Here is a 25,090-nt window from a genome sequence, read left to right on the forward strand (position 1 = left end):
TTAACCTCCTTGCATCGGAGCGAGAACTTCGATGCGGTCGCCAGTAGAAATTGTAGTCGTTTCGCGCTCGTCACCCGCGATGAACTCACCATTGAGTGCCGTTGCCACCACAGCCTTGTCGAGTTCGATTTCTGTCAGCAAAGCTGCAAGAGTGGCCGCAGTCGTCTCTACGACCTCGCCATTGAGAACAATGGTCATGAAAGTTCCTCCAAAAGTTCAGGTCTTTCTTCGGGTTGCGTTGCTGCTGCAACGGCCATACGTGCGACCGCCGGTGACAGCAGAAAGCCGTGCCGGTACAACCCGTTGACATAAATGGTTTTGCCGCGCCTGCTTACACGCGGCAGGTTATCGGGGAAGGCGGGGCGGGCATCGACGCCGGTTTCCAGAATTTCCGCCTCGCCAAATGCCGGATGCAGCGCATAGGCGGCACTCAACATTTCCAGCGTCGAGCGAACGCTGATGCCGCCTCGCTCATCGCTTTCGATCATAGTTGCGCCGATCATGTGGATGCCGTCGCCACGCGGCACGATATAAAGCGGAATGCGTGGATGCAGCAGGCGCACAGGGCGCGAAAGATTGATGTCGCGGGAGCGGACCACCAGCATTTCGCCTTTAACCCCGCGCAGATCCTGCAACTGATCACGCGCCGCAAGACCACGCGCATCGACGGTGATATCGGCGTCGATCTTTACGTCTTTCGCATCCTGTCCCAGATGAAAGACCACGCCTTTTTTCTGCAGTCGGTCTGCCAGTTCGATCAGCGTCTTGCGTGGGTCAAGGTGTCCTTCCTGCGCGAAGAACAATCCCTGTCGGAAGCGGCCTGCAAGATCGGGTTCCAGAGCATCGATGCGTGCTTGATCAATAATATCGAAAGCATCCGTTCGACGGGCAAAGCGGCGCAATTCTGTGGTATCCCGCAGATGCGAAAGCACGAGTGTTCCCTCGCGTTTGACGCCAGATACCTGGCGTTCCCACCAGCCAATGGCCTCCTGTCCGAGACGAACGACCGGCTCTTCAGCGCTTTCGCCTTCGCACCATGGTGCAAGCATGCCGCCAGCAAGCCACGAGCAACAATCACTGCCGATTTTCGGACTGAGTGCAATGATGGTAACTGCATGGCCTTGATCGGTAAATTCGGCGGCAGTGGCAAGGCCCGCCACGCCTGCGCCGATGATCGTAACCCGCATCATACCTGCTCCCTGATATCTGTATTCCAGAGGGCATGAAAGTGATGCACAGGGCCATGTCCGTGACCAACCTTAAGCTTGTCTGCGTTCCGGATCGCGGCTTGCAGATAGGTGTGCGCCTCTCGAAGAGCGTGTTCAAGCGAGAGGCCTTTGCCAAGTCCTGCTGCAATCGCGGAGGACAACGTGCAGCCCGTTCCATGCGTGTTGGCGGTGTAAATGCGGGGTGCTTCAAGCCGAATTGTCGGCTGGTCACTGCGGATCAAAAGATCGGTGCAAATTGCCCCTTCCGCATGTCCGCCTTTCATCAAGACAGCCTTTGCACCAAGCTTGAGCAAGGCGCGACCTTGTTCCTCTGCCTCGTCGTCAGTCACTGCCGTTGGTGCGTCGAGAAGGCAGGCAGCTTCGGGCCTGTTGGGGGTCAAAAGGGCGGCAAGGGGGATCAGCTTTTCGCGCAGGATCGAAATAGCGTCTTCACTCAATAAACGATCACCTGATTTGGCGATCATCACCGGATCGAGCACGATAGGGCCGGAAAAATGCTCAAGGCCAAACGCGATTGCCTGAATAGTCTTAGGCACCGACACCATGCCGATTTTGACTGCGGTGACATTGAGATCGCTGAAAACCGCCTCGATCTGGCCAGCGACAATTTCCGGCGGCACATCATGCACCGCTGTTACAGCGCGGGTATTCTGCACTGTGATGGCGGCAATGACGCTTGCACCATAGACACCAAGTGCCGAGAAGGTTTTGAGATCAGCCTGAATGCCCGCGCCCCCACTGCTGTCAGAGCCAGCAATAGTTACGCATATGGGCACGGGCGCCGCAATGCAGCTTGATGTGGTTCGGGAGAAACTGTTTTTTTGGTCCATCATGTCGTCTCTTATTCCGAACGGAAAAATGAGACGTCATGAACCTGTTGGGAGCCTGAACTCCGATGAGGGAACTCCCTCGGCCGCGACGCGTCAAACTCCGTTCCCTACGCAGGTATTACCCGGATCAGGTTCAATGGGTTAACGCGATCAGCGTCTCTCAGCCTTTTGTGTCGCAATATCGGGCAGAAAAGCGCTAAGCACTTTTCTTGATATTGCTTCGAAGGCACCCCAACGAATTTTGTGCTTTAAGGCATAGGCCGGAACAGCAGGCCGGTCAAGAGACAGAGCAAAGCTCTCTGAATATCAAAATCAAAGGTGCTAATTTAGCGATTCCGATAATTTATATATAATTTGTTAAAATTATACGCAGTAAGCTATCCACGGGATTGTTTCGTCCTGCTACAGACAGTTTGGTCTGATTCTCCAGACACGAGAACAGAGAACATCCAGTCAGGATATGTCTGATGAGGGGACAATGATGAGGAAGCGGGAAGCCGGTCAGGCTCGCTCGGATGGTGCCATAGTGCGTACCTCCGAAGAAGATTTCCGCATTCTTTTTACAACCCATCCGACACCAATGTGGGTCTATGATCCTGACACGCTGCACTTCATTGTCATGAATGAAGCAGCCCATGGGCTCTATGGTTATTCCGTTGACGAAATACCCGGCATGACAGTGCTGGACATCCGCCCACAGACCGAACGCGACAGAATGTTTGCTGCCGTGCACGACCGGAGCGATCTGGAACGTCCTGAGCGCTGGCAGCACCTGAACGCCAACGGTCAGACCATCGATGTTCTGACTTATGGGCGTCAGGTTATCTTTGACGGTAAGCAAGCCATTCTTGCAATTGTGCAGGATATTACCGAGCTGGAAGAGGCCAACCGGCAGGCAAATCATGCCCAGTCGCTTCTCGACAGTCTCGTCAATAACTTGCCGCTTGGCGTGTTCGTTAAGGACATGAAGGATCGGGGGCGTTACCTCCTCTACAATCAGGCAGCGTCCAGCATCAGCGGGCACGATATTGATCGGGTTATTGGTTCGATTGATGCAGAAATCTTTCCTGCGGAGGAAGCAAAGCTTCTGACCCAGCAGGACCGTATGGCTATGCGCCGCGGCAGTGTTTTGACAGTCGAACGCGATATCCGTTGCGCCGATGGCAAGCCGCGCCGCATGCGTATTATCAAGCGCTCGATCCCTCCTATTGAGGGTGATCAGCCGCGTTATCTCATTGGTATGATAGAAGATACGACGGAGCGGCGACAGATTGAGGAACGCATGGCTCATGTCGCCATGCATGACAGTCTGACGGATTTACCAAACCGTGCCTATTTCTCGCAGCACATTACCGGGGTGTTGAAACAGAGAGAGTGTGCGCCTGCATTCGCGCTGTTTTATCTCGACATTGATCATTTCAAGAACATCAATGACAGCAGAGGTCATCAGATTGGTGATCTGCTTCTCCAGCAAGTCGCAGTTCGTCTTAAGAACATCATCAGTGATCAGTTCATCGCGAGGCTTGGTGGCGATGAATTCGCCATCATTTATCACTGCAATACGGTTGAACAGATCGCCATGTTCGCAGATCGCCTCCTTTCGGCATTCCAGGAGCCGTTCGATCTTGGTGACATCTCCGAATTTGTGACCTGTAGCATCGGCATTGCACAGGCTCCTATGCACGGTGACGATCCTGATGTGCTGATGCGAAATGTAGACCTTGCGCTTTATGCGGCCAAGGCAGATGGAAGGCGGACTTTCTGCTTTTATCAGCATTCCCTGCGCCTTGCCGTTGAGAAACGCCATGCCATGACGACCGACCTGCGGCTGGCTTTGGCTGCACAGCAGTTTGAGTTGCATTATCAGCCGATCTTCAATTTGGAATCCGGGCGCATATCCGGCTTTGAAGCCTTGCTGCGTTGGTATCATCCCGTATTGGGGCTGGTGTCTCCGGTCGAATTTATTCCGATTGCCGAAGAAGCAGGACTGATCGGGCCGATTGGTGATTGGGTTCTTTGTGAGGCATGTCGGGAGGCAGCTTCATGGCCCGAGGACATCAAGGTCTCGGTCAATCTTTCTCCAGTCCAGTTCAATCAGTGCACGTTGCTTGATTCTGTGAAGGATGCATTACATGCAGCCCCGCTTTCGCCGGATCGTCTTGAGTTGGAAATTACGGAATCCGTCTTTCTGCAAAACAGCAAGCACAATACGGAGTTGCTGTTCGAGTTGCGCCGATTGGGCGTCCGCATTGCCATGGATGATTTTGGCACCGGTTATTCATCGCTGAGTTATCTGCGCTCTTTTCCTTTCGACAAGATCAAGGTCGACCGAAGCTTCGTTTCCGGTATTGAAATAGACACCCGCGATCTGGCAATTATTCAGGCTGTTGCGACGCTTGGAGCAGGATTCAAGATTGTTACGACCGCCGAAGGTGTGGAGACAACGCAACAGCTCGACTGTCTGCGTAAACAGAATTTCGGTGAGGTGCAGGGCTTCCTCATGGGGCGCCCGATGCCTGCAGCTGACGTGCCGGAATTCATTCAGACCCGCTGCGGATCGATCCTCGCGACGATGCAACCGCAGAACGAAATGGCAGTCTGAAAATCATTCCATATTAAGGCTTGACCTTCCAACGGTGGGAAGGGTTAATTATTGTGCAACTCGTAATATCGCTCCTCAAAACAGGGGCTGAAAGGGATTGCCATGAACAAGCCAGTCAAACCGGAAGCCACAAGTTTTGCCATTCCCGTTGAGGGCATGAGTTGCGCTTCCTGTGTTTCGTCCATTGAAAAAGCCGTGGCGAAGGTGCCGGGCGTTGACAAGGTGCTGGTCAATCTTGCAACTGAACGCGCTGAAGTGACCTTTAAAGCAGCTCCCGATATGCCTGCGGTCATCGATGCCATTCGCAAGGCTGGCTATGACGTGCCATCCGGTAGCACTGATCTCGCTATTGAAGGCATGACCTGCGCGTCCTGCGTCAGCAAGGTCGAAAAGGCATTGAACGCCGTTCCGGGCGTAACGCGCGCCAGTGTCAATCTTGCGACAGAGCGTGCACATGTAGAGCTTGCGGGTCAGGTGCCGCTCAGTGACCTTATCAAGGCAGTCGAGACTGCAGGTTACGAAGCCCGTTCGCTTGATGAAGCGCGCAGCGATGCGACGCAGGAAACGCAGTCTGACAAGCGCGATGCAGAAGCTGCAGAACTGAAGAAGAGCGTTATCCTTGCCGCAGTTCTGACGCTGCCGGTTTTCATTCTTGAAATGGGATCGCATATCATTCCGGCTGTGCACATGTTCGTCATGGACACGATCGGAATGCAGAACAGCTGGTATTTCCAGTTCGTGCTCACCACAATGGTGCTGTTTGGCCCCGGTATGCGCTTTTTCAAGAAAGGCATTCCGGCATTGCTGCGCGGCACACCAGACATGAATTCTCTGGTGGTCGTCGGAACGACAGCCGCATGGGGCTTCTCCGTCGTTGCAACCTTCTGGTCTGATATTCTGCCCGAAGGCACAGTGAATGTTTACTTCGAGGCAGCGGCAGTCATTGTCACGCTGATCCTGATTGGTCGTTATCTGGAGGCACGTGCCAAAGGCCGCACCTCGGCCGCAATCAGCCGTCTGGTGGGTTTGCAGGCAAAATCTGCACGTGTGGTCCGTGATGGCGAAACGGTCGATGTGCCGCTCGACGATGTGCGCGTCGGCGATATCGTGCAAGTGCGTCCGGGCGAAAAGGTGCCTGTGGATGGTGAGGTGATTGAGGGTTCATCTTATGTGGATGAATCGATGATTACCGGTGAGCCGGTACCGGTTGCCAAGGAAGAGGGCGCAGAAGTCGTCGGCGGCACGATCAACAAGACCGGCGCCTTCAGCTTCCGCGCGACCAAGGTTGGCCGTGATATGGTGATCTCGCAGATCGTTCGTATGGTCGAAGATGCACAGGCCGACAAGCTGCCTATTCAGGCGAAAGTTGATAAAGTCACCGGCTGGTTTGTGCCTGCAGTGCTGGTCGCAGCGGCACTGACATTCGTGGTCTGGCTGGTCATCGGCGGCACAGGCATGATGGGCTTTGCGCTGGTCAATGCCATTGCTGTGGTTATCATTGCATGCCCATGTGCCATGGGCCTTGCAACGCCGACCTCGATCATGGTCGGAACGGGTCGTGCAGCCGAGTTTGGTGTGTTGTTCCGTCGTGGCGATGCATTGCAAACCCTGCGTGATGCATCGGTGATCGCTGTCGACAAGACCGGGACACTCACACAAGGCAAGCCTGCACTTGCACATTTTGCTGTTGTCGATGGTGTCAACAAAGATGAAGCTCTGGCGCTGGTCGCCGCTGTAGAAGCACGTTCTGAGCATCCGATTGCCGATGCCATTGTTACCGCAGCAAAGGAAAAAGGTCTGAAGCTTGCGGATGTCTCAGCCTTTGAATCTGTCCCCGGCTTTGGCCTTAAAGCCAGCGTTGCCGGTCATGAGGTTGCCATCGGTGCTGACCGTTATATGGCAAAGCTTGGCTATGACGTGGCGGTTTTTGCCGATGATGCAAGTCGCCTTGGCGATGAAGGTCAGACACCGCTTTATGCAGCAATTGATGGCAAGCTTGCAGCAATTATCACGGTTGCCGATCCGATGAAAGAAACCACGCCTGCAGCTATTGCAGCCATGCATGAGCAGGGTTTGAAAGTGGCAATGATTACGGGCGACAACCGTCGCACGGCGCAAGCCATTGCCAAGCGTCTGGGCATTGATGAAGTGGTGGCCGAAGTGTTGCCTGACGGCAAGGTCGAAGCATTGAAGCGTCTCTCAGCTGGTGGCAAGCGCATTGCCTTTGTTGGCGACGGCATCAATGATGCGCCAGCACTTGCCGCAGCCGATGTCGGAATTGCCATCGGTACCGGCACGGATATTGCGATTGAAAGTGCCGATGTGGTGCTGATGTCGGGTGATCTGCGCGGCGTGGTGAATGCAATTGCGATCTCGAAGGCAACGATCCGCAATATTAGCGAAAACCTGTTCTGGGCCTTTGCCTATAATGTGGCGCTGATCCCGGTTGCAGCGGGTATCCTTTATCCGTTCACCGGCACGTTGCTGTCGCCTGTTCTGGCTGCTGGTGCCATGGCGCTTTCAAGCATCTTTGTCCTGAGCAATGCTCTGCGACTGAGGGGCTTTAAGAGCCCAATGGCGAGTTAATAAAAACAATCATTGAATACTTGTATCGGCGGCCACATTGGTTGCCGATACATCAATAAGAACTTTTCGATACACTCCCTCTGGATTTTTTATTTTGCCGCCTATGTGGATGAGCAGGCAACGTAGTGTTGCGCGGCAAAGGATTTGCTGCGACACTCCCACCCAAATCAGGAATACCTCGAATTCGGTTTAATCCGTGCAGCTTTCATTAGAGTAACAGTCATGCACGGCGGGACTGCAGTCACTACTTGAAGGGGGTAATGTCTTGCTTGTTTCTCTTACGGCTATTGTGTTGTTACTGATTGGTCTTGCGCTCGGCGCAGCCGGGATCTATCTCGCCACGCTGGGTGGCAGCTGGGCCTTCATAGCCATCGCTGTCGGCCTCCTGCTGACCGGCTTTTTCCTTCTCAAACGAAATGCTTTGGCGCTCTGGATTTATGCGCTGGTCATTCTCGGAACACTTGGCTGGGCCGTTTATGAAGTCGGCTTTGATTGGTGGCGTCTCGGCTCCACTGGCGGCATTATTGTCCTGCTTGGCCTCTGGTTGCTCACGCCGTGGATCAGGAAGCCGCTGAATGGTGGTGGTTTACCGCTGACCATCGCGACGCTCGCAGCTCTTGTTGTCGCGGGTTACTCGATGACGCAGGACCCGACCAATATCAAGGGCGATCTGCCGACGGAAAAGGTTGCTGCAACACCTGATTTTGGTGGCAACGTGCCCGAGGGTGAGTGGCATCAATATGGGCGTACACCTTACGGGCAGCGCTATTCACCACTTGCGCAGATAACGCCTGAAAATGTCTCCAAACTGCAGGTCGCCTGGCAATATCAGACTGGCGATGTGAAACAGCCGCAGGATGTTGGCGAAACCACCTACCAGGTGACACCGCTCAAGATCGGCGACTCGCTTTATCTTTGTACCCCACATAACTGGGCGATTGCCCTTGATGCTGCGACGGGCAAAGAAAAGTGGAAGTTCGATCCCAAGGTTGGTTTTAATACCGATCGCCAGCACCAGACGTGCCGTGGTGTAAGCTACTGGAAGGATTCAACGGCAACGGCGGGAGCCAAATGCTCTGAGCGCGTTTATCTGCCGACTTCGGATGCGCGTCTGATCGCGCTTGATACTGCTACCGGGGAAATATGCACTGACTTTGCCAATGGTGGCACGCTCGATCTCAGCCATGGGATGAAATATAATCCGGCTGGCTATTATTACTCGACCTCGCCACCAGCTGTGGTTGGTGACAAGATCATCGTCGGCGGTGCGGTCAATGACAACTATTCGACCGAAGAACAGTCAGGCGTTATCCGCGCCTTCGATATCCGCACGGGTGAGCTGCTCTGGAATTGGGATTCGGGCAATCCGGATGTTACGACGCCGCTGCCGGAAGGCGAGCATTACACGACCAATTCGCCCAACAGCTGGTCGGTATTCAGCGTCGATGACAAGCTCAATCTTGTTTATATCCCGCTCGGTAATCAGGTGCCGGATCAGCTCGGCATGGGGCGTAGCGATAATGTCGAGAAATATTCTTCTTCCATTGTCGCCCTCGATGTGAATACGGGTCAAGTCAAATGGGTGCGCCAGACAGTGCATCACGACCTTTGGGATATGGACGTTCCAGCCCAGCCAGTTCTTCTTGACATCGATGGTGTGCCTGCACTGGTCGGGCCGACCAAACAGGGCGATATCTATGTGCTTGATCGCCGCACGGGCGAGCCGATCATTCCGATCAGTGAGATTGCGGCTCCAACAGGCGCTATCCCAGAGGATCATACGTCGCCAACGCAGCCGATCTCTGATCTGACATTCAGCCCACCACCGCTTAAAGAAAGCGACATGTGGGGCGTGACATTGTTCGATCAGCTCGCTTGCCGCATCGCGTTCCATCAGCACTTCTATGAAGGGCGCTATACGCCGCCTTCTCTGAAAGGCACGATTGTCTATCCAGGTAATTTCGGTGTCTTCAACTGGGGCAGCGTGGCGGTTGATCCGGTGCGTCAGGTGATGTTCGGCATGCCGACCTACCTCGCTTTCACCTCCCGCCTTGTGCCGCGTGCGGATATTCCGCCGCGTGGACAGGATGAGAAGGGCAGCGAGCAGGGGCTGAACCGCAATGACGGCGCGCCTTATGGCGTCTTCATGGGACCATTCTTAAGCCCGCTCGGCATTCCGTGTCAGTCGCCACCTTGGGGCTATGTTGCGGGTGTCGATCTGCGCACAGGCAAGACGGTTTATAAGCATCGCAATGGCACCATCCGCGACATGGCACCCGTTCCGCTGCCATTCAAGGTTGGCGTGCCGGGCATTGGCGGGCCGATGATTACGGCAGGTGGCGTTGCCTTCCTGGGTGCTGCGGTCGATGATTATCTCCGCGCCTATAATCTCACCAATGGCGAGGTTCTATGGGAGGCACGTTTGCCGGCAGGTGGTCAGTCCACACCTATGACCTATACGGTCGGTGATCAGCAATTCGTGCTGATGGTTGCTGGCGGCCACGGTTCGGTCGGGACTAAACCGGGCGACTACGTGATTGCCTATACGCTTCCGAAATAAAGCGCATCCCGAAAAGTGCGAAGCGGTTTGCGGAACAAGATGCGCGTAAAAATAAACCGACAGAGCACATCAAACAAAAACGCCGGGAAATTCCCGGCGTTTTGCCGTTTTGATATGTCTCTTGTCCAAAGAGCGTTTCAAACTTTCCCGTGCAGCAACTCGCCCTTTCGCGGTGCGGGGCGCACAGGCTTTTGCACGCTATGGGTGGCAAGCTCGTGAATAATCGGACAGTCGGGGCGATTATTGCCCTGGCAATTATGGGCAAGGTGGCGCAGCGTATCGGCCATATTCTGCAGCTGCTTCATCTTGGCTTCAAGATCTTCAACATGCTGGAGTGCGACCTTCTTCACATCGGCAGATGCGCGATTGCGATCGCGCCAGAGCGCCAGTAGTTCCTTGATTTGCTCGACCTGAAAGCCGAGATCACGGCTTGAACGGATGAAACGCAGCGTTTCGACATCATTCTGCGTATAGACGCGATAGCCCGAGCTGGTTCTATCGGCAGCCTCGATAAGCCCGATGGTTTCATAATGGCGGATCATTTTCGCCGATATGCCCGATGCTTTGGCGGCTTGCCCGATATTCATCCCGTTCCTCGCTGTATCGTGGTTTTACAGGATATAGGAATGGCAAGGCGTCATTCAAAGAGCCTTGCGAGCAGGTATTCGACGATTGTTATGTTAAGAGACCAGACTATAGCCATCTGGCAAAAGACGCTTGCCGATGAAACGCCCTCCCGCCAGATATCTGACAGGAGGACGTTTTAAGATGCCTCGATCAGGCAGAGAAGTAGTTCTGTGTGCCGTGCGCTTCGATGGCCTGTGCAAGGCGTTCCAGCGCATGCACATAAGCTGCCGAACGGACAGTAACCTTGTGTTGCTTGGCATGGTTCCAGATGGCACGGCCTTCGCGTTCCATGATGGTTTTCAGGCGTTCATGGATTTCTTCAAGCGTCCAGTAATAGCCCTGACGGTTCTGAACCCATTCAAAATAGGAAACAGTTACGCCACCGGCATTGGCCAGAATATCTGGCAGGATGATGACGCCCTTTTCCTCCAAAATCTTGTCGGCTTCAGGCGTAACAGGACCGTTTGCAAGCTCAACAATCAACTTGGTTTTGATGGATGCAGCATTATCGACATGGATCATGTTTTCCATGGCGCTTGGTGCCAATACATCGCAATCAACGGCGACAAGTTCATCAGCGCTGATCGCTTCATGGCCCTTGTTACCAGCAGTGGAAACAACCGATTTGCCCTGTTCCTTTGCTGCCAGAAGCAGATCAAGATCAAGACCTTTGGCGCAATAAACCGCACCCGACGAATCTGATACTGCTACGATCTTGTGGCCGTCACTGGCCATAAGTTTCGCAAAAAACTGTCCAGCATTACCGAAGCCCTGAACTGCAACGCGAAGCTGCGAAGCAAGCCCGAGGTCGTGCGCCAGATGGCGAACCAGATAGAAGCCGCCGCGTGCTGTCGCATCGTTACGACCAAGCGAGCCGCCGAGTGCCAATGGCTTACCGGTAATCACGGCAGGTGAGGATTGGCCGACGATCTGAGAGTATTCGTCTGCCATCCAGCCCATGATCATGGAGTTGGTATAGACGTCTGGTGCCGGAATATCGCGGTCTGGGCCGATGATGCCGGAGAAAGCCTGAATATAGGCGCGTGAAAGACGCTCAAGCTCAGCCTTGGAAAGCTTGCGTGGATCAACCTGGATAGCACCTTTGCCACCGCCATAAGGCAGGTTCATCACGGCGCACTTGAAGGTCATCCAGAAAGCGAGTGTTTCGACTTCTTCAGCCGTTGATTCGGGATGATAACGGATGCCGCCCTTGGTTGGTCCGCGAGTGTCGTCATAGCGGCAGCGCCATGCAAGAAAGGATTTACGCGAGCCGTCGTCCATGCGGATCATCAACCGCACCTTCATGGTTTCGCGCGCGTATTTCAGCTTTTCGATAACATCCGGATCGATATTGATATGGCTTGCGGCTTCATCAAGACGAACGAGCGCACTTTCAAGTAGATTTTCCCTAGTCATGAAATCACCTTTCTTGCTTTTATCCCTCTTTAAAGAGGCGTTTATGAACGCTTGAGTAGCGCTTCACGCAATAAAAGAAAAGAGAAAAGGACAACAATATTGTCCTATTTTGATAAAAACTATTTGGAGGCTTTCTAATATTATTAATCACTAATATTAAGGACATAGCAGCTCCTTCGGGCCGTCCGTGAAAACAACCAGAGCTTCGCAATATCCAGCCAAAACTAAAAAGTTTAGTTCAACCCTGCTTCAGATATCCGCGTTCTACACCTTCTGCGATTATCCGCTGAGCGGCGTCCCAAAGTGTGTCAGATGCCTGTGAAATGGGCGCTTTTCTATCCAGTACGTCTGATGCGGTCACACCCGGCGTGTGCCAGGTTCCGCCACTGGTGAAAAAGTTATGAAGGAGCGGCTGTAGCCTATCCATCGCGCGCGCGAATTGTGATTCAGGTGTTGCACGCGCCTCAAATTCATCCCACAGCGCGCGAAACTCCAGCGCCTGATCTTCCGGCAGAATGCCGAATAACCGGTCGGCGGCCTGTATTTCGCGCTCTTCCTGATCAACAGCTCCCACGGCATCATAAATGAACGTATCGCCCGCATCGATCTCCACGATGTCGTGGATGATCAGCATCTTGAGTACACGCAGGAGATCGACTTTCTCATTCGCATGTTCATGCAGAACCATCGCCATGAGCGTCAGTTCCCAGGTGTGCTCGGCATCATTTTCGCGCCGCGAAACATCCAGAAGTGGGGTCCGCCGTATCACCTGTTTCAGTTTTTCTACTTCAAGAATGAACTGGAATTGCTGTCGCAGTCTGGAATTCGGCACAAGTTTTGCAAATTCGCTCTCATGCAGATCTAGCGGCTTAAGCGGCAATGTATCGGTCATCGGCAATCCAGTTGAAGTTGATGTGACGTATTCAATCCGGTTCCACTACTGTCCTTGTCAGACGCGAAATGCAACACTTGGGCGCTCCGATCTTCGCCATGTCGCGAAATGGTGCTAATGTCGTATTTGTGACGTCTTTTGACGCAAGCCTGCTGTCGGTTTCACGCGCAAGCCAATACAAATATCACCAGAGATTTTTCATGTGCTGCATGGGTGCATGAACCGTAAGACTGGTGGTTGTTCATGTCCCGTTTTTCGTTAGCTTCTATCGTTGGCAACGCGCTTTCCGGCAATAAGAACTGGAAGCCGCAATGGTCGGATGCCGAACCCAAGGCCGAATATGATGTGATCATCGTCGGTGCTGGCGGCCATGGTCTGGGTGCCGCCTATTATCTGGCCAAGGAACACGGCATCACCAATGTCGCGGTCATCGAAAAAGGCTGGCTTGGCGGCGGCAATACGGGACGCAACACCACCATCATCCGCTCCAACTATCTCTATGACGAGAGCGCGCATCTTTACGAACACGCGATGAAATTGTGGGAAGGTCTAAGCCAGGACCTCAATTATAACGTCATGTTCTCGCAGCGCGGTGTGATGATGCTGGCGCATACGGTTCATGACGTGCAGAGCTTCAAGCGTCATATCCATGCCAATCGTCTCAATGGTATCGACAATGAATGGATGACCAAGGAGCAGGCGAAGGCATATTGTCCGCCGCTCGATATTTCGGCGAATGCGCGCTATCCGGTTGTTGGCGCCACCTTGCAGCGGCGCGGCGGCGTGGCCCGTCACGATGCGGTTGCCTGGGGCTATGCTCGTGGTGCGACTGAGCGCGGCGTTGATATCATACAGAATTGCCCGGTGACGGCCATTCGTCGCGATGCTTCGGGCCGTGTGACCGGCGTTGATACGCCACGCGGGTTTATCAAGGCAAAGAAAGTGGCCGTGTCGGCGGCTGGCAGTACGTCCATTGTCATGGATACCGCAGGCGTGCGCATGCCACTTGAAAGCTTCCCGCTACAGGCGCTGGTGTCTGAGCCGGTCAAGCCGATCTTCCCATGCGTAGTTATGTCCAATTCGGTGCATGCCTATATCAGCCAGTCCGATAAGGGCGAGTTGGTGATCGGCTCCGGCACTGACCAATATGTGTCCTACAGCCAGCGCGGTGGTCTGCCGCTGATCGAGCATACGCTTGCGGCCATCTGCGAAGTCTTCCCGATTTTCACCCGTATGCGGATGCTGCGCAAATGGGGCGGTATTGTTGATGTCACGCCGGATCGTTCACCGATCATCGGCAAGACGCCGGTGCCGGGCCTGTTTGTGAATTGCGGTTGGGGCACGGGCGGCTTCAAGGCGACGCCAGGTTCGGCGCATGTCTTTGCCCATACGATCGCACGCGACGAACCACACTGGATCAACGCACCGTTCACGCTTGAACGCTTCACCACCGGTCGCCTGATCGATGAAGCGGCTGCTGCCGCCGTGGCTCACTAAGGAAATAGGGGAAACACAAAATGCTTCTTATCCGTTGCCCTTATTGCGAAATGGAACGCCCAGAGCTTGAATTCGCCTATGCAGGCGAAGCGCATATTGCGCGCCCAGCCGACCCATCGACGCTGACCGATGATGAATGGCGCGACTTCCTGTTCACGCGCTCCAATCCACGCGGCACCCATTTTGAGCGCTGGCGGCATATCAATGGCTGCGGCCGCTTTTTCAATGCGGTGCGCGATACGGTGAGCGACAAGTTTGTCACCACCTACAAGGCCGGTGAACCCCGTCCTGCTTTGGCAGAAACTCCGGCTGCGGAGACGAAATAATGACCGATATGCGCATTCATAACAAAGGCCGTGTCAACAAGGCCAAGTCCGTTCGGTTCAGCTTCAATGGCAAGACCTATTCCGGCTTTGAAGGTGATACGCTGGCATCCGCCATGCTTGCCAATGGCGAGCATCTGGCCGGTCGTTCGTTCAAATATCACCGCCCGCGCGGCATTCTCTCTGCCGGTTCCGAAGAGCCAAATGCATTGATGGGCGTATCACGTGGACCGGGTCGCTATGAGCCAAACACCCGCGCAACGGTTCTCGAACTCTATGACGGCTTGAAAGCCGAAAGCCAGAACCATTGGCCGTCGCTCAAGCACGATGTAGGCGCGATCAATGATGCGTTCTACATGTTCTTCTCTGCGGGCTTTTACTACAAGACCTTCATGTGGCCGAAGAGCTTCTGGAACAAGGTCTATGAGCCTTTCATCCGAGGCGCTGCCGGTCTTGGCAAGTCGCCATCCGAACCGGACCCAGACACCTATGCCAGCCGCTATGCTTTCTGCGACGTGCTGATCGCCGGTGGTGGACCTGCCGGCCTGGCTGCTGCGCTCGAAGCTGCAAAGAGCGGCGCGAAGGTCATCCTCGTGGATGAGCAGGCCGAATTTGGTGGCTCGCTTCTGTCCGAGCCAGAGCCGGTCATCAATGGCCGCGCAAGCTGGGACTGGCTCAATGAAACCATAGCGGCCCTTAAAGCCAATCCGAATGTCACGCTTTTGCCGCGCACAACGGCCATTGGCTATTACCATCAGAACATGGTCGGCCTTTGCGAACGCCTGACCGATCATCAGGCAAAGCCCGCCTCCAATGCACCGCGTGAACGTATGTGGCGTGTGCGTGCAAAGCAGGTGGTGCTGGCGCAGGGCGCGATTGAAAAGCCGCTGGTCTTTGCAGGCAATGACCGTCCCGGCGTGATGCTGGCTTCCGCGGGACGCACCTATCTCAATCGCTATGGCGTCAAGGTTGGCAATCAGGCTGTCGTCGTCACCTCGCATGACAGTGCATGGCTCGCGGCTTTCGATTTGGCGGTGGCAGGCGTCAAGGTTCCTGCCATCATCGATGTGCGTTCGAGCGTTGCCGACAGCCTTATCAACCGTGCCAAAATGCTCGGCATTGAAACACTGACCGGCTGGACTGTTACGGACACTGGCGGACGTCATCGTGTGTCGTCCGTGCGCGTCAATCCGGTTTCCAATGGCTCGGTCGGTGCTGCACGCATAATTGCCTGCGATGTGGTGCTGATGTCTGGTGGGTGGAATCCGAGCGTGCATCTCTTTTCGCACACAAAAGGCTCGCTTGTCTGGGATGAGGCGCGTCAGATTTATCTTCCGGGTAAGCCGACCGAGGAAAGCCGTTGTGCAGGAGCAGGCAATGGCAATTTCGATTTGCAGGCCGCTCTTCGCGAAGGTGCAGATGCAGGCGCTGCTGCCGCAAAGGATGTTGGGCATAAGGCCAAAGCATCTGAATATGCAGTTGCTGGTGATTTCATCTGCGATGGTGAGAGCGTGCGCGAACTGCCGACAGATCGCGATCCCGGCAAGGCCAAGGCTTTCATCGATTTCCAGAACGATGTGACGGCCAAGGATATTCGTCTGGCTGTGCGCGAGGGCTTCCGCTCTATCGAGCATGTTAAGCGCTACACCACCAACGGTATGGCGACCGATCAGGGTAAGACGTCCAACATTAATGGTCTGGCGATTGCAGCGGATGCGTTGAAGAGGCCAACGCCGCAGGTGGGTCTCACAACTTTCCGCCCGCCTTACACACCGACCACCTTTGGTGCTTTCTGCGGCTACAATCGTGGCAAGCTGTTTGATGTGACACGCAAGACGCCAATCGATAGCTGGGCCGAGCAGCATGGCGCTGCTTTCGAGCCGGTCTCGCTGTGGCGACGGGCATGGTACTTCCCGAAAACCGGCGAAGACATGCACAAGGCGGTGGCACGCGAATGCAAGGCCACGCGTCAATCATTGGGCATGTTCGACGCTTCAACGCTTGGCAAGATCGAAGTGGTCGGCCCCGATGCGGCAGAGTTCATGAACCGCATGTACACCAATCCATGGACGAAGCTCGGTGTCGGGCGCTGCCGTTATGGTCTGCTGCTTGGCGAAGATGGCTTCATCCGTGATGACGGTGTAGTTGGTCGTCTCACGCAGGATCGTTTCCATGTGACAACCACAACCGGCGGTGCCGCGCGTGTTCTCAATATGATGGAAGACTATCTCCAGACCGAATGGCCGGAGCTGAAAGTCTCGCTCACCTCAACCACTGAGCAATGGGCAGTTGTGGCGATCAACGGTCCCAATGCGCGCAAGCTTATCGAACCGATGGTCGAAGGGCTGGATATTTCAAACGAAAACTTCCCGCATATGTCGGTCGCGGAATGCACATTCCTCGGCGTGCCAGCACGTCTGTTCCGTATGAGCTTCACCGGCGAACTTGGCTTCGAAATCAACGTGCCTGCGCGTTACGGTCTTTCACTTTGGAAGGCACTCTATGAGGCCGGTCAGCAATATGACATCACGCCTTACGGCACGGAAACCATGCACGTTCTGCGCGCGGAAAAAGGCTATATCATTGTCGGTCAGGACACTGACGGCACGATAACGCCGGATGATGCAAGCCTCGGCTGGGCTGTTGGCAAGCAGAAGCCGGATTTTGTCGGTAAGCGCTCGCTGGCTCGCCCTGATATGCTTAAATCTGATCGCAAGCATCTTGTGGGTCTGTTGACCAACGATCCGAAGCTGGTTCTGGAAGAAGGCGCACAGATTGTTGCCGATCCAAAACAGGCGCTGCCAATGACCATGCTTGGCCATGTCACTTCGTCCTATTGGAGCGAGGCCCTTGGTCGGTCTATTGCCATGGCGGTTGTTGCTGGCGGCAAGGACCGTATTGGTGAAACGCTTTATATGCCGATGTCCGATGGAAGCGTACATGAAGCCACTGTTTCGGGAATGGTCTTTTATGATCCCGAAGGCGCGAAGTTGAACGGATAAGGATTGAACCATGCTTGTTGAGACAAAACCTTATTCGAACCGCAAGGTCGTTATTCCGGGTCGTCTGGAAATCCACGCAGCCGATGACGCTGCCCGTTTCGTATTGCGCATTGCGGCCACAAAACTGAAGCTAGCAGAAAAAGCGCTAGGTGCAAAAATCCCAGCAAAGATCGGCGATCTTATCCGCACGGATGATATCGCAGTCGCCTGCATCGGGCCGGATGAATGGTATATCTGGGCCGAGGAAACCAAGGGCGCAACCATCACGCAGGCATTCGCCAAGCTCTATGAAACTGAGCCGCATAGCCTGACGGAAGTGAGCCATCGCGAAACCGGCGTCGATATTACTGGTCCGAAGGCCGAATGGTTATTGAATGCCGCTTCTCCGCTGGAACTGGCCAAGATGCAAGCGCCAGGAGCCGCCCGTACGATATTCGATCATGCCCAGATTATTCTTCTGAAATGGGACGAAGATCATTATCGCATTGAGGTGTGGAACTCATTTGCCGATCACGTCTGGACCCTGCTGGAACTTGCCAGTAACGAAGTCGAACTCGCAGTCTGATTGATACCTTATTCCTCCAAAAACGCCGCCCAACCGGGTGGCGTTTTTGCATTCTAGAGCGTGACATCTCTTTCCCTCATCCTGAGGAGCCGTTGAAAACGGCGTCTCGAAGGCGAGGGAAAGCGAACCAAGCCTATGCCCTCGTCCTTCGACACGGTGCTTCGCACTGGCTCAGGATGAGGAGGGCGTTCGAAAACCCCATATTTCTGAAAGCGAGAGGCTTTCGCTCTCCCAGAGCACCGATCTGACACATTCACACCGAACCGCGCTCGAACCCCAATTTCACCTTGCCTTCCATAAATCCATATGTGAAGACTATATTCACATAGAAATTCGTGAGGAGGGAATTTCCCGATGTCGGAAAACGAACTGCCGCTGAGCGGGCTCGTCATTGTCGATATGAGCCAGTTTTTGTCGGGGCCTTATTGCTCGTTGCGCCTGATGGACTTAGGCGCACGCGTTATTAAGATTGAGCGGCCCGATGGCGGCGATCTCTCGCGCAGGCTTTATCTGAGTGACACGGAAATAGGTGGTGATTCCACGATTTTTCATGCGATCAATCGCGGCAAGGACAGCCTTGCAATCGATCTGAAAAACCCTGACGATTTGGCGGCGTTGAAGAAGCTTCTCACACAGGCTGACGTGTTGATCCAGAACTTCCGTCCCGGTGTCATAAAGCGTCTTGGCCTCGATTATGAAGCAGCTCAAGCAATCAATCCGCGTCTCGTCTATGCATCGATCAGCGGTTATGGCGAAGAAGGTCCATGGGTCGGGCGTCCGGGACAGGACTTGCTGGCGCAAGCGCGTTCGGGCCTGATGTGGCTGAATGGTGATGAAGGGCAGGGGCCGGTGCCATTCGGTTTGGCGGTCGCTGATATGCTGGCAGGCGCTGCCGCAGCGCAGGGCATTCTCGCCGCACTGGTCCGCCGTGGCATTACCAACAAAGGCTCGCATGTCGAAACCAGCCTTCTCGAAGCGCTGGTTGATTTCCAGTTTGAAGTGCTGACCACTCATTTGAACGATGGTCGCCGTCTGCCGAAGCGTTCTGAGTTCCGCAGCGCCCACGCTTATCTTTCAGCACCCTATGGGGTTTATCCGGCAGCGGACGGTTATCTCGCCATTGCCATGATGCCGATTGCAAAACTCGCGCCCCTGCTTGAAACAGATACACTTGCGCCTTTCATTGACGATCCGAAGATCGCATTCGCTAAGCGCGATGAAATCAAACGCCTGATTGCGGCGCGTATTGCTGAGAAAACAGTCGATGAGTGGCTCGCCATTCTGGAACCGGCCGACATCTGGTGTGCCCGCGTTCTCAACTGGGAAGAACTGCTCAAAAGCGAAGGCTTTTCGGTCCTCGACATGCTCCAGACGGTGACACGTGAAGACGATGTTTCCATCACCACTACACGTTCACCACTGCGCATCAATGGTTTGCGTGCGAAGGTCGCGCGTGCGGCACCGCGCATTGGCGAAAACAGCAGGGAAATTCGCGAGGAGTTCGGCCTATGAGCAAGATCACGCTTAAAGGCATGACCTGGAGCCACCCGCGCGGTTATGATCCGATGGTGGCGGCGGCTCAACAATGGTTGCAGGATAAGGGTGTCGAGATTGAGTGGGAAAAGCGCTCGCTTCAGGATTTTGAGACTTATCCTGTCGAGGAACTGGCGCGCAATTTCGATATGATCGTGATTGATCATCCGCATGTGGGGCAAATTACCAAGGAAAATTGCCTGCTGCCGCTTGATGTAGCTGGACGCGAAACAGAACTTGCGGCGCTTGCGGATGGTTCGGTCGGGCAGTCTTTCCCGAGCTATAACTGGCAGGGGCGGCAATGGGCGTTTCCGCTGGATGCTGCAACGCAGGTTCAGGCATGGCGTCCTGATCTGATGGACAAGCCTGCAACCTCGTGGGGCGAAGTGCTGCGGCTTGCACGCTCTGGAAAAGTGCTGTTGCCACTGCGTTCGCCGCATTCGCTGATGAGTTTTTACACACTTGTCGCCAATGCCGGAACACCTTGCTCTGTGGAAGGCGAGCTGATCTCTGTTGAGGATGGTGCCAAGGCTTTCGAGCAGTTACGTGAGCTTGCTTCACTGGTGAAGCCTGAATGTTTTGGCATGGACCCGATTGCTGTGTTTGAGGAAATGGCGAAGCCTGATTCCGAGATAGCCTGCTCACCGCTGATCTATGGCTATGTGAATTATGCCATGCCAGAATTCCGTGAACGTTTGATCCGCTTTTCCGATATTCCAGCGGGTGCGGCGGGTGTTGCAGGTTCTGCTCTCGGCGGCACGGGTATTGCGGTTTCTGCCTTCAGCAAGCATTCAGACGCAGCCATTGATTTTGCTTATTGGATTGCGAGTGGGGATGTGCAGAAGGGGCTTTATGCGGCCTCCAACGGCCAGCCGGGGCATGCGAGTGCCTGGGAAGACGCCATTGTAAATGCAGCGACGTCAGACTTCTATCGGGATACGCGTGCAACGCTTGAAGGCGCATGGGTGCGCCCACGTCACGATGGCTATATGCCATTTCAGGAAGCGGCATCCGAGCGCATTAACAAGGGCTTAGTGGAAAATGAGAAGGCGGAAGATGTTATCGTCGATCTCAATAGGCTTTTCCGCGAAAGCTTTTAATTAAAAAAAGGCTGGCGGTTTGTCGCCAGCCTAATCAGTTTTACAGCTTCCAGAGGCGCGTTGCATTCTCAGAAAGCAGCAGCGCTTTTTCGTCTTCGCTGCATCCTTCAAGAAGCGCATGGGTTGTGGCAACCCATGTCGAAAGCCCAGCATCGACACTGCTCGCCCCCGGAACTGCTAAGGTGCAGACCGGCCAGTCACTCCCCCACACGATACGCTCCCAACCGAACGACTGAATGACATGCTCCACATAAGGGCGCAGGGTTTCTACGGTCCAGCTTGCGGAGTCCGCATAAGCCACAACGCCTGAAATCTTGGCGACCACATTGTCGCGCTGAGCAATCTCAGTAATTCCCTTCTGCCAGACTTCCAGCGCACCTGATTTGATGTCCGGCACACCGCAATGGTCGAGTACGAATTGCGCATCTGTTGCGAGGTCGGCGAGAGCCACGGCTTTGTCGATTTGATGCGGCAAAGTGCAAAGATCAAATGTCAGACCGGTGCCTTCCAAGCGCCTGATATTTTCGCGGAACAAAGGCTTTTCCGACAAATCGTCAGGCACGACATGCAACACGCGCCGAAAACCTTTCACGAAAGGATTGCCAAGCTGCTGTTCCAGATATTCGGCAAATTCTGGTTCTTCAGGGCGGCAGGATGCGATTGCACCCTTAATGTAGCCATTATATTGCCGCGAGATTGCCTCAATGTGAGCGGTCTCGGCCACAATTTGTGCCGGTAAAACATCCACTTCCATATGAAGCGCTGCTGTAATGCCGCAGCGTTCGGCCTGCTTCTGATAGGTCTCAAACAGAAAGTCGCGGTTCAAGGCTGGTACGTCTCCCAGCCATGGATAATTCAACGCGCTTTTGTCGATCAGATGCAGATGGGTATCGATAATCATGAAAACTCTCCTCCTATGTCATACTTTCAAAAAAGAAGAGAGTTTTCAAATAAGAATTATCGCAGTGAACTATTCTGTTGTGCCGATATCAGAACCAACCAGTTTGGACAGGTCTTTTACCGTATTCTGTAGCAGTGTAATCGTCTGAGTAATGTCTGGTGCAGGGGCAGAATTGACGAGCGTCACATAGGGGCAGGTGAGTGCTGCAATGCAGGCACCATCGGGACCGAGAATCGGTGCGGACAAATTGTAAACGCCTGCGACCTGCGCACTCGGCATCATCTCGTAGCCACGCTCTCTGATCTGGTCGAGCCTCTCATAGAAGCTTTCATCCAGCTTGATGCTATCGCTGTCTTTCACATATTCGGCAATCATCATCTTACGCTCTTCAGGCGAGCGGAAGGCAAGCAGTACATGACCGGAACCCGTATCAAACAGGCTGATATGCGAGCCGACACGGATGGAGATTCCCCAGTAATCCGGGGCTTCCTGCTGGGCGATGACCACTACCGAGCCACGGTCAAAAACCGCGAGCTGGTTGGCTTGTTTTGAGCGGTCGGCGAGATCACGCATATAGGGCGTGGCGAAGGATGCAAGCCTGCGAACCGGCGCATGCAGATGCGCCAGACCGAACAGCTTAAGGGTCAAAGAATAGCGGTCGCCTTCGAGTTTCGTGACGTAGCCGCGCTTCACCAGCCGGTCGAGCATCCGGTAAAACTCATTCGGACTGCGGTCGAGATGTTTTGCAATCTCGGCCTGGCTGAGACCTCCATCAACGCTTGCCAGCAATTCAAGAATGTCCAGCCCCTTGTCCAGCGCTGGCGCGCGATAGCGGTCATCTGTTTCCAAACTCGTCCCCTTCATGAATAGCCTTCTTCATATACGAACATTGCAAATGACGAAAGTCGTGAACGCATCGAAAGCGCCTTGACCGGGTGTGAATATTATGTTTGCATATAAATACACAATTCACAATTGGGGGTGGGCATGGGAGTTGCCCGTCAAGAGGAGGAGAAGCATGAGAAATTTCACGACATCTGTGCTGGCAGGTTCTGTGCTGCTGGCTGCAGGGATGGTTTCCGCGGGGGCTGCGGAACTTCCGGGCAAATTTGAAGGCGTTACAATTGACGCCAAGCTGATCGGCGGTCAGCAATATGAAGCGCTTTATTCGCGCATTGCCGATTGGGAAAAGGCAACCGGTGCCAAGGTCAACATCCTGTCCAAGAAGAACCACTTCGAACTGGACAAGGAAATCAAATCGGACATCGCATCGGGTTCGATCAACTGGTGCGTCGGTTCCAACCATTCATCCTTTGCACCGCAATATCCTACCCTTTATGCCGATCTGAACGGCTTGCTTCCGAAAGAAGAAATCGAAGGCTTCGTGCCATCGGTCATCAAGGCTTCAACGCTCAACGACAAGCTGATCATGCTGCCGCGTGCACAGTTCGACGTATCGGCACTTTATTATCAGAAGAGCCTCTACGAGGATGACGCCAAGAAGACGGCATTCAAGGAGAAATACGGCTACGATCTGGCACCGCCAAAGACCTGGAAAGAAGTTTCCGATCAGGCTGTGTTCTTTGCTGATCCACCGAATTTCTACGGCACACAGTTTGCGGGCAAGGAAGAAGCCATCAATGGCCGCTTCTATGAAATGCTCGTTGCTGAAGGCGGCGAATATCTCAAGGACGGCAAGCCAGCTTTCAATTCGGAAGCCGGTGTTCGTGCGCTTGACTGGTTCGTCAATCTCTACAAGGCCAAGGCAGTTCCTGCCGGCACGACAAACTATCTCTGGGATGAGCTGGGCGCTGGCTTTGCATCGGGCACCATCGCGATCAACTTGGATTGGCCAGGCTGGGCGACCTATTTCAACGATCCAAAGTCGTCGAAAGTCGCAGGCAATGTCGGGATCGTTCCTCCACCTGCAGGTTCATCGGGCAAGCGCACTGGCTGGTCGGGTCATCACGGCTTCTCGGTCACTGAAACCTGTAGCAACAAGGAAGCCGCTGCATCGCTCGTCTGGTTCCTGACCAACGAAGATTCGCAGAAGCAGGAATCGGCTGCAGGCACTTTGCCAACGCGCACAGCTGTCTGGGATTACGTCATCGAACAGGCTGCGTCCGATCCATACAAGAAGGAAGTGCTCTCGGTATTCCAGGAAACGGCAAAGACCGCTTTCCCGGTTCCTCAGACACCATCCTGGATCGAAATTTCAAACGCTGTCTATCCTGAGCTTCAGGCCGCGATCCTTGGCGACAAGACTTCGCAGCAGGCGCTTGACGATGCAGCCAAGAAAGCAACGCAGATCCTCGAGGATGCAGGCGAACTCTGATTTCGCTTGGTAACTTTATGGCCCGCCTTTGGGAAACCGACTGGCGGGCCGTTTTGACAGGTTTTCCGCTTAGAGTGCCATGCATCCAATTGGACGCACAAAGGACGCTCTAAACTATTGAATCTACGCATCGTGCTTTCCAAAAATCGATTTCGATTTTTAGGCCGATGCTGTGGTCCGCCGCTTCGGAAGAACAATGTTTAAACGAATTTCCCCGCCGGTACTGCTTCTGCTTCCGGCCTTCATCATTCTCGCGGCGGTGGTCCTGTTTCCCCTCGCGCTTTCGCTTTATTCAAGCTTCACGCCGTTCCGGCTGACGCGTCCAGAAAGCCTGTTCACCTTCATCGGCCTGCGCAACTATCAGCGCATCATGACCGATTGGGTGTTTTGGGCTGCATTCATTCGTACGGTGATTTTCCTTACCATCGCACTCAATCTGGAAATGCTGCTTGGCCTCGGGCTGGCGCTGCTCATCAACAAGGCTACCCATGGTCAGCGCCTTCTGCGCACCTTGATGATGTTCCCGATGATGTTCTCGCCCGTGCTGGTCGGCTTCCAGTTCAAGTTCATGTTCAACGATAATATTGGTCTGGTGAACAATGCGCTTCAGTCGCTCGGTATCACCAGTCAAGCCATTCCATGGCTGATCGATGGCAATCTGGCGCTATTTGCCATTCTGATGGCAGAAGTCTGGATGTCGACCTCGGTGTTTGCGATTCTTATTCTGGGCGGTCTTTTGTCCATGCCACAGGATCCGGTTGAGGCCGCGCGCGTTGACGGCTGCACGCCATGGCAGACCTTCCGCTATGTTATCTGGCCTTATCTGATGCCGTTTGCGTTCATCGCAATGACCATTCGTTCGCTCGATGTGGCACGCGCCTATGATATTGTGAAGATCATGACCGATGGTGGCCCGGCACGGCGAACCGAGCTTATTTGGACGCTTGTGGGACGCACCGCCTATTCGGATGCACAAATGGGACTGGCAAATGCCATGGCATATGTCGCGATCCTGCTCTCGATCCTCTTCACCGTAATGTTCTTCCGCAAGCTTGCTGCCGCACGCGCGCAAATTGGAGCGGAGTGGTAATC

At 54.3% G+C, this 25,090-nt stretch carries 19 protein-coding genes and 1 riboswitch; of the genes, 11 read left to right on the forward strand and 8 right to left on the reverse strand.

Annotated features, from left to right (window positions below):
• Genes thiS through thiD form a run of 3 tightly spaced genes read right to left on the reverse strand, consistent with a single transcriptional unit; the run spans nucleotide 1 to nucleotide 2,059 of the window.
• Nucleotides 1–198, reverse strand: a complete 198-nt coding sequence (gene thiS, locus OIV19_RS02530) for a sulfur carrier protein ThiS (RefSeq protein ID WP_264230568.1) — start codon at nucleotides 196–198, stop codon at nucleotides 1–3.
• Nucleotides 195–1,187 carry an FAD-dependent oxidoreductase gene (locus tag OIV19_RS02535; protein ID WP_264230656.1) on the reverse strand — a complete coding sequence of 331 codons (993 nt, stop codon included), beginning with the start codon at nucleotides 1,185–1,187 and terminating at the stop codon, nucleotides 195–197. The genes thiS and OIV19_RS02535 overlap by 4 nt, the downstream gene beginning before the upstream one ends.
• The gene (thiD, locus tag OIV19_RS02540) at nucleotides 1,187–2,059 is read right to left on the reverse strand and encodes a bifunctional hydroxymethylpyrimidine kinase/phosphomethylpyrimidine kinase (protein WP_264230657.1); all 873 of its coding nucleotides are present in this window, start codon (nucleotides 2,057–2,059) and stop codon (nucleotides 1,187–1,189) included. Before thiD ends, OIV19_RS02535 begins: the two co-directional genes overlap by 1 nt.
• Before the next feature lie 87 nt (nucleotides 2,060–2,146).
• Nucleotides 2,147–2,303: riboswitch (TPP riboswitch) on the reverse strand.
• A gap of 237 nt (nucleotides 2,304–2,540) precedes the next feature.
• Between thiD and OIV19_RS02545 the strand changes: the two genes are divergently transcribed.
• The 3 genes from OIV19_RS02545 to OIV19_RS02555 all read left to right on the forward strand — a co-directional run bounded on the left by OIV19_RS02545 (nucleotide 2,541) and on the right by OIV19_RS02555 (nucleotide 9,807).
• Nucleotides 2,541–4,661 (forward strand): bifunctional diguanylate cyclase/phosphodiesterase, encoded by a 2,121-nt coding sequence (locus OIV19_RS02545; RefSeq protein ID WP_264230658.1) that lies wholly within the window; start codon nucleotides 2,541–2,543, stop codon nucleotides 4,659–4,661.
• Between the two features lie 102 nt (nucleotides 4,662–4,763).
• Nucleotides 4,764–7,247, forward strand: a complete 2,484-nt coding sequence (locus tag OIV19_RS02550) for a heavy metal translocating P-type ATPase (protein WP_264230569.1) — start codon at nucleotides 4,764–4,766, stop codon at nucleotides 7,245–7,247.
• 265 nt (nucleotides 7,248–7,512) lie between these two features.
• Complete coding sequence (locus tag OIV19_RS02555) at nucleotides 7,513–9,807, forward strand: glucose/quinate/shikimate family membrane-bound PQQ-dependent dehydrogenase (protein ID WP_264230570.1); 2,295 nt, start codon at nucleotides 7,513–7,515, stop codon at nucleotides 9,805–9,807.
• 137 nt (nucleotides 9,808–9,944) lie between these two features.
• Here OIV19_RS02555 and cueR read toward each other — a convergent pair whose 3' ends face one another.
• From cueR to OIV19_RS02570, 3 genes are all read right to left on the reverse strand, one after another.
• Nucleotides 9,945–10,394 carry a Cu(I)-responsive transcriptional regulator gene (cueR, locus tag OIV19_RS02560; protein ID WP_095445960.1) on the reverse strand — a complete coding sequence of 150 codons (450 nt, stop codon included), beginning with the start codon at nucleotides 10,392–10,394 and terminating at the stop codon, nucleotides 9,945–9,947.
• Between the two features lie 190 nt (nucleotides 10,395–10,584).
• Complete coding sequence (locus OIV19_RS02565; protein WP_264230571.1) at nucleotides 10,585–11,850, reverse strand: Glu/Leu/Phe/Val family dehydrogenase; 1,266 nt, start codon at nucleotides 11,848–11,850, stop codon at nucleotides 10,585–10,587.
• Nucleotides 11,851–12,088: 238 nt separating this feature from the next.
• The gene (locus tag OIV19_RS02570; RefSeq protein ID WP_264230572.1) at nucleotides 12,089–12,742 is read right to left on the reverse strand and encodes an HD domain-containing protein; all 654 of its coding nucleotides are present in this window, start codon (nucleotides 12,740–12,742) and stop codon (nucleotides 12,089–12,091) included.
• Between the two features lie 243 nt (nucleotides 12,743–12,985).
• On the opposite strand from OIV19_RS02570, the gene OIV19_RS02575 reads away from it, so the two are divergent.
• The 6 genes from OIV19_RS02575 (at nucleotide 12,986) to OIV19_RS02600 (ending at nucleotide 20,762) form a co-directional block, all read left to right on the forward strand.
• Nucleotides 12,986–14,239 (forward strand): sarcosine oxidase subunit beta family protein, encoded by a 1,254-nt coding sequence (locus OIV19_RS02575; RefSeq protein ID WP_264230573.1) that lies wholly within the window; start codon nucleotides 12,986–12,988, stop codon nucleotides 14,237–14,239.
• A 20-nt stretch (nucleotides 14,240–14,259) separates the two neighbouring features.
• The gene (locus OIV19_RS02580; RefSeq protein ID WP_264230574.1) at nucleotides 14,260–14,565 is read left to right on the forward strand and encodes a sarcosine oxidase subunit delta; all 306 of its coding nucleotides are present in this window, start codon (nucleotides 14,260–14,262) and stop codon (nucleotides 14,563–14,565) included.
• Nucleotides 14,565–17,564, forward strand: a complete 3,000-nt coding sequence (locus tag OIV19_RS02585) for a sarcosine oxidase subunit alpha (protein WP_264230575.1) — start codon at nucleotides 14,565–14,567, stop codon at nucleotides 17,562–17,564. The genes OIV19_RS02580 and OIV19_RS02585 overlap by 1 nt, the downstream gene beginning before the upstream one ends.
• Before the next feature lie 10 nt (nucleotides 17,565–17,574).
• Complete coding sequence (locus OIV19_RS02590) at nucleotides 17,575–18,129, forward strand: sarcosine oxidase subunit gamma (RefSeq protein WP_264230576.1); 555 nt, start codon at nucleotides 17,575–17,577, stop codon at nucleotides 18,127–18,129.
• A 354-nt stretch (nucleotides 18,130–18,483) separates the two neighbouring features.
• Entirely contained in the window at nucleotides 18,484–19,641 is a 1,158-nt protein-coding gene (locus OIV19_RS02595) for a CaiB/BaiF CoA transferase family protein (RefSeq protein WP_095445967.1), read from the forward strand.
• Nucleotides 19,638–20,762 carry an ABC transporter substrate-binding protein gene (locus tag OIV19_RS02600; RefSeq protein WP_264230577.1) on the forward strand — a complete coding sequence of 375 codons (1,125 nt, stop codon included), beginning with the start codon at nucleotides 19,638–19,640 and terminating at the stop codon, nucleotides 20,760–20,762. The genes OIV19_RS02595 and OIV19_RS02600 overlap by 4 nt, the downstream gene beginning before the upstream one ends.
• A 40-nt stretch (nucleotides 20,763–20,802) precedes the next feature.
• On the opposite strand, the gene OIV19_RS02605 is transcribed toward OIV19_RS02600, so the two are convergent.
• Both OIV19_RS02605 and OIV19_RS02610 read right to left on the reverse strand, forming a co-directional pair.
• On the reverse strand, nucleotides 20,803–21,663 hold the full coding sequence (locus OIV19_RS02605; protein WP_095445969.1) for an amidohydrolase family protein: 861 nt from the start codon (nucleotides 21,661–21,663) through the stop codon (nucleotides 20,803–20,805).
• Between the two features lie 69 nt (nucleotides 21,664–21,732).
• The gene (locus tag OIV19_RS02610; protein ID WP_095445970.1) at nucleotides 21,733–22,527 is read right to left on the reverse strand and encodes an IclR family transcriptional regulator; all 795 of its coding nucleotides are present in this window, start codon (nucleotides 22,525–22,527) and stop codon (nucleotides 21,733–21,735) included.
• Between the two features lie 154 nt (nucleotides 22,528–22,681).
• On the opposite strand from OIV19_RS02610, the gene OIV19_RS02615 reads away from it, so the two are divergent.
• The gene (locus OIV19_RS02615; protein ID WP_095445971.1) at nucleotides 22,682–23,998 is read left to right on the forward strand and encodes an ABC transporter substrate-binding protein; all 1,317 of its coding nucleotides are present in this window, start codon (nucleotides 22,682–22,684) and stop codon (nucleotides 23,996–23,998) included.
• Between the two features lie 196 nt (nucleotides 23,999–24,194).
• A complete protein-coding gene (locus tag OIV19_RS02620) occupies nucleotides 24,195–25,088 on the forward strand; it encodes a carbohydrate ABC transporter permease (RefSeq protein WP_095445972.1) in 894 nt (297 codons plus the stop codon).
• The last annotated feature ends 2 nt before the right edge of the window (nucleotides 25,089–25,090 follow it).

It is taken from the genome of Brucella sp. HL-2 (assembly GCF_025846885.2).
GTDB lineage: Bacteria > Pseudomonadota > Alphaproteobacteria > Rhizobiales > Rhizobiaceae > Brucella > Brucella quorumnocens.

Coding starts and splice junctions, on each gene's coding strand:
- OIV19_RS02545 (WP_264230658.1), top strand. CDS start 2,541: ATGAGGAAGCGGGAAGCCGGTCAGGCTCGCTCGGATGGTGCCATAGTG.
- OIV19_RS02600 (WP_264230577.1), top strand. CDS start 19,638: ATGAGCAAGATCACGCTTAAAGGCATGACCTGGAGCCACCCGCGCGGT.
- OIV19_RS02615 (WP_095445971.1), top strand. CDS start 22,682: ATGAGAAATTTCACGACATCTGTGCTGGCAGGTTCTGTGCTGCTGGCT.
- OIV19_RS02580 (WP_264230574.1), top strand. CDS start 14,260: ATGCTTCTTATCCGTTGCCCTTATTGCGAAATGGAACGCCCAGAGCTT.
- OIV19_RS02550 (WP_264230569.1), top strand. CDS start 4,764: ATGAACAAGCCAGTCAAACCGGAAGCCACAAGTTTTGCCATTCCCGTT.
- OIV19_RS02585 (WP_264230575.1), top strand. CDS start 14,565: ATGACCGATATGCGCATTCATAACAAAGGCCGTGTCAACAAGGCCAAG.
- OIV19_RS02605 (WP_095445969.1), bottom strand. CDS start 21,663: ATGATTATCGATACCCATCTGCATCTGATCGACAAAAGCGCGTTGAAT.
- OIV19_RS02595 (WP_095445967.1), top strand. CDS start 18,484: ATGTCGGAAAACGAACTGCCGCTGAGCGGGCTCGTCATTGTCGATATG.
- cueR (WP_095445960.1), bottom strand. CDS start 10,394: ATGAATATCGGGCAAGCCGCCAAAGCATCGGGCATATCGGCGAAAATG.
- OIV19_RS02570 (WP_264230572.1), bottom strand. CDS start 12,742: ATGACCGATACATTGCCGCTTAAGCCGCTAGATCTGCATGAGAGCGAA.
- OIV19_RS02590 (WP_264230576.1), top strand. CDS start 17,575: ATGCTTGTTGAGACAAAACCTTATTCGAACCGCAAGGTCGTTATTCCG.
- OIV19_RS02620 (WP_095445972.1), top strand. CDS start 24,195: ATGTTTAAACGAATTTCCCCGCCGGTACTGCTTCTGCTTCCGGCCTTC.
- OIV19_RS02610 (WP_095445970.1), bottom strand. CDS start 22,527: ATGAAGGGGACGAGTTTGGAAACAGATGACCGCTATCGCGCGCCAGCG.
- thiS (WP_264230568.1), bottom strand. CDS start 198: ATGACCATTGTTCTCAATGGCGAGGTCGTAGAGACGACTGCGGCCACT.
- thiD (WP_264230657.1), bottom strand. CDS start 2,059: ATGGACCAAAAAAACAGTTTCTCCCGAACCACATCAAGCTGCATTGCG.
- OIV19_RS02565 (WP_264230571.1), bottom strand. CDS start 11,850: ATGACTAGGGAAAATCTACTTGAAAGTGCGCTCGTTCGTCTTGATGAA.
- OIV19_RS02535 (WP_264230656.1), bottom strand. CDS start 1,187: ATGCGGGTTACGATCATCGGCGCAGGCGTGGCGGGCCTTGCCACTGCC.
- OIV19_RS02575 (WP_264230573.1), top strand. CDS start 12,986: ATGTCCCGTTTTTCGTTAGCTTCTATCGTTGGCAACGCGCTTTCCGGC.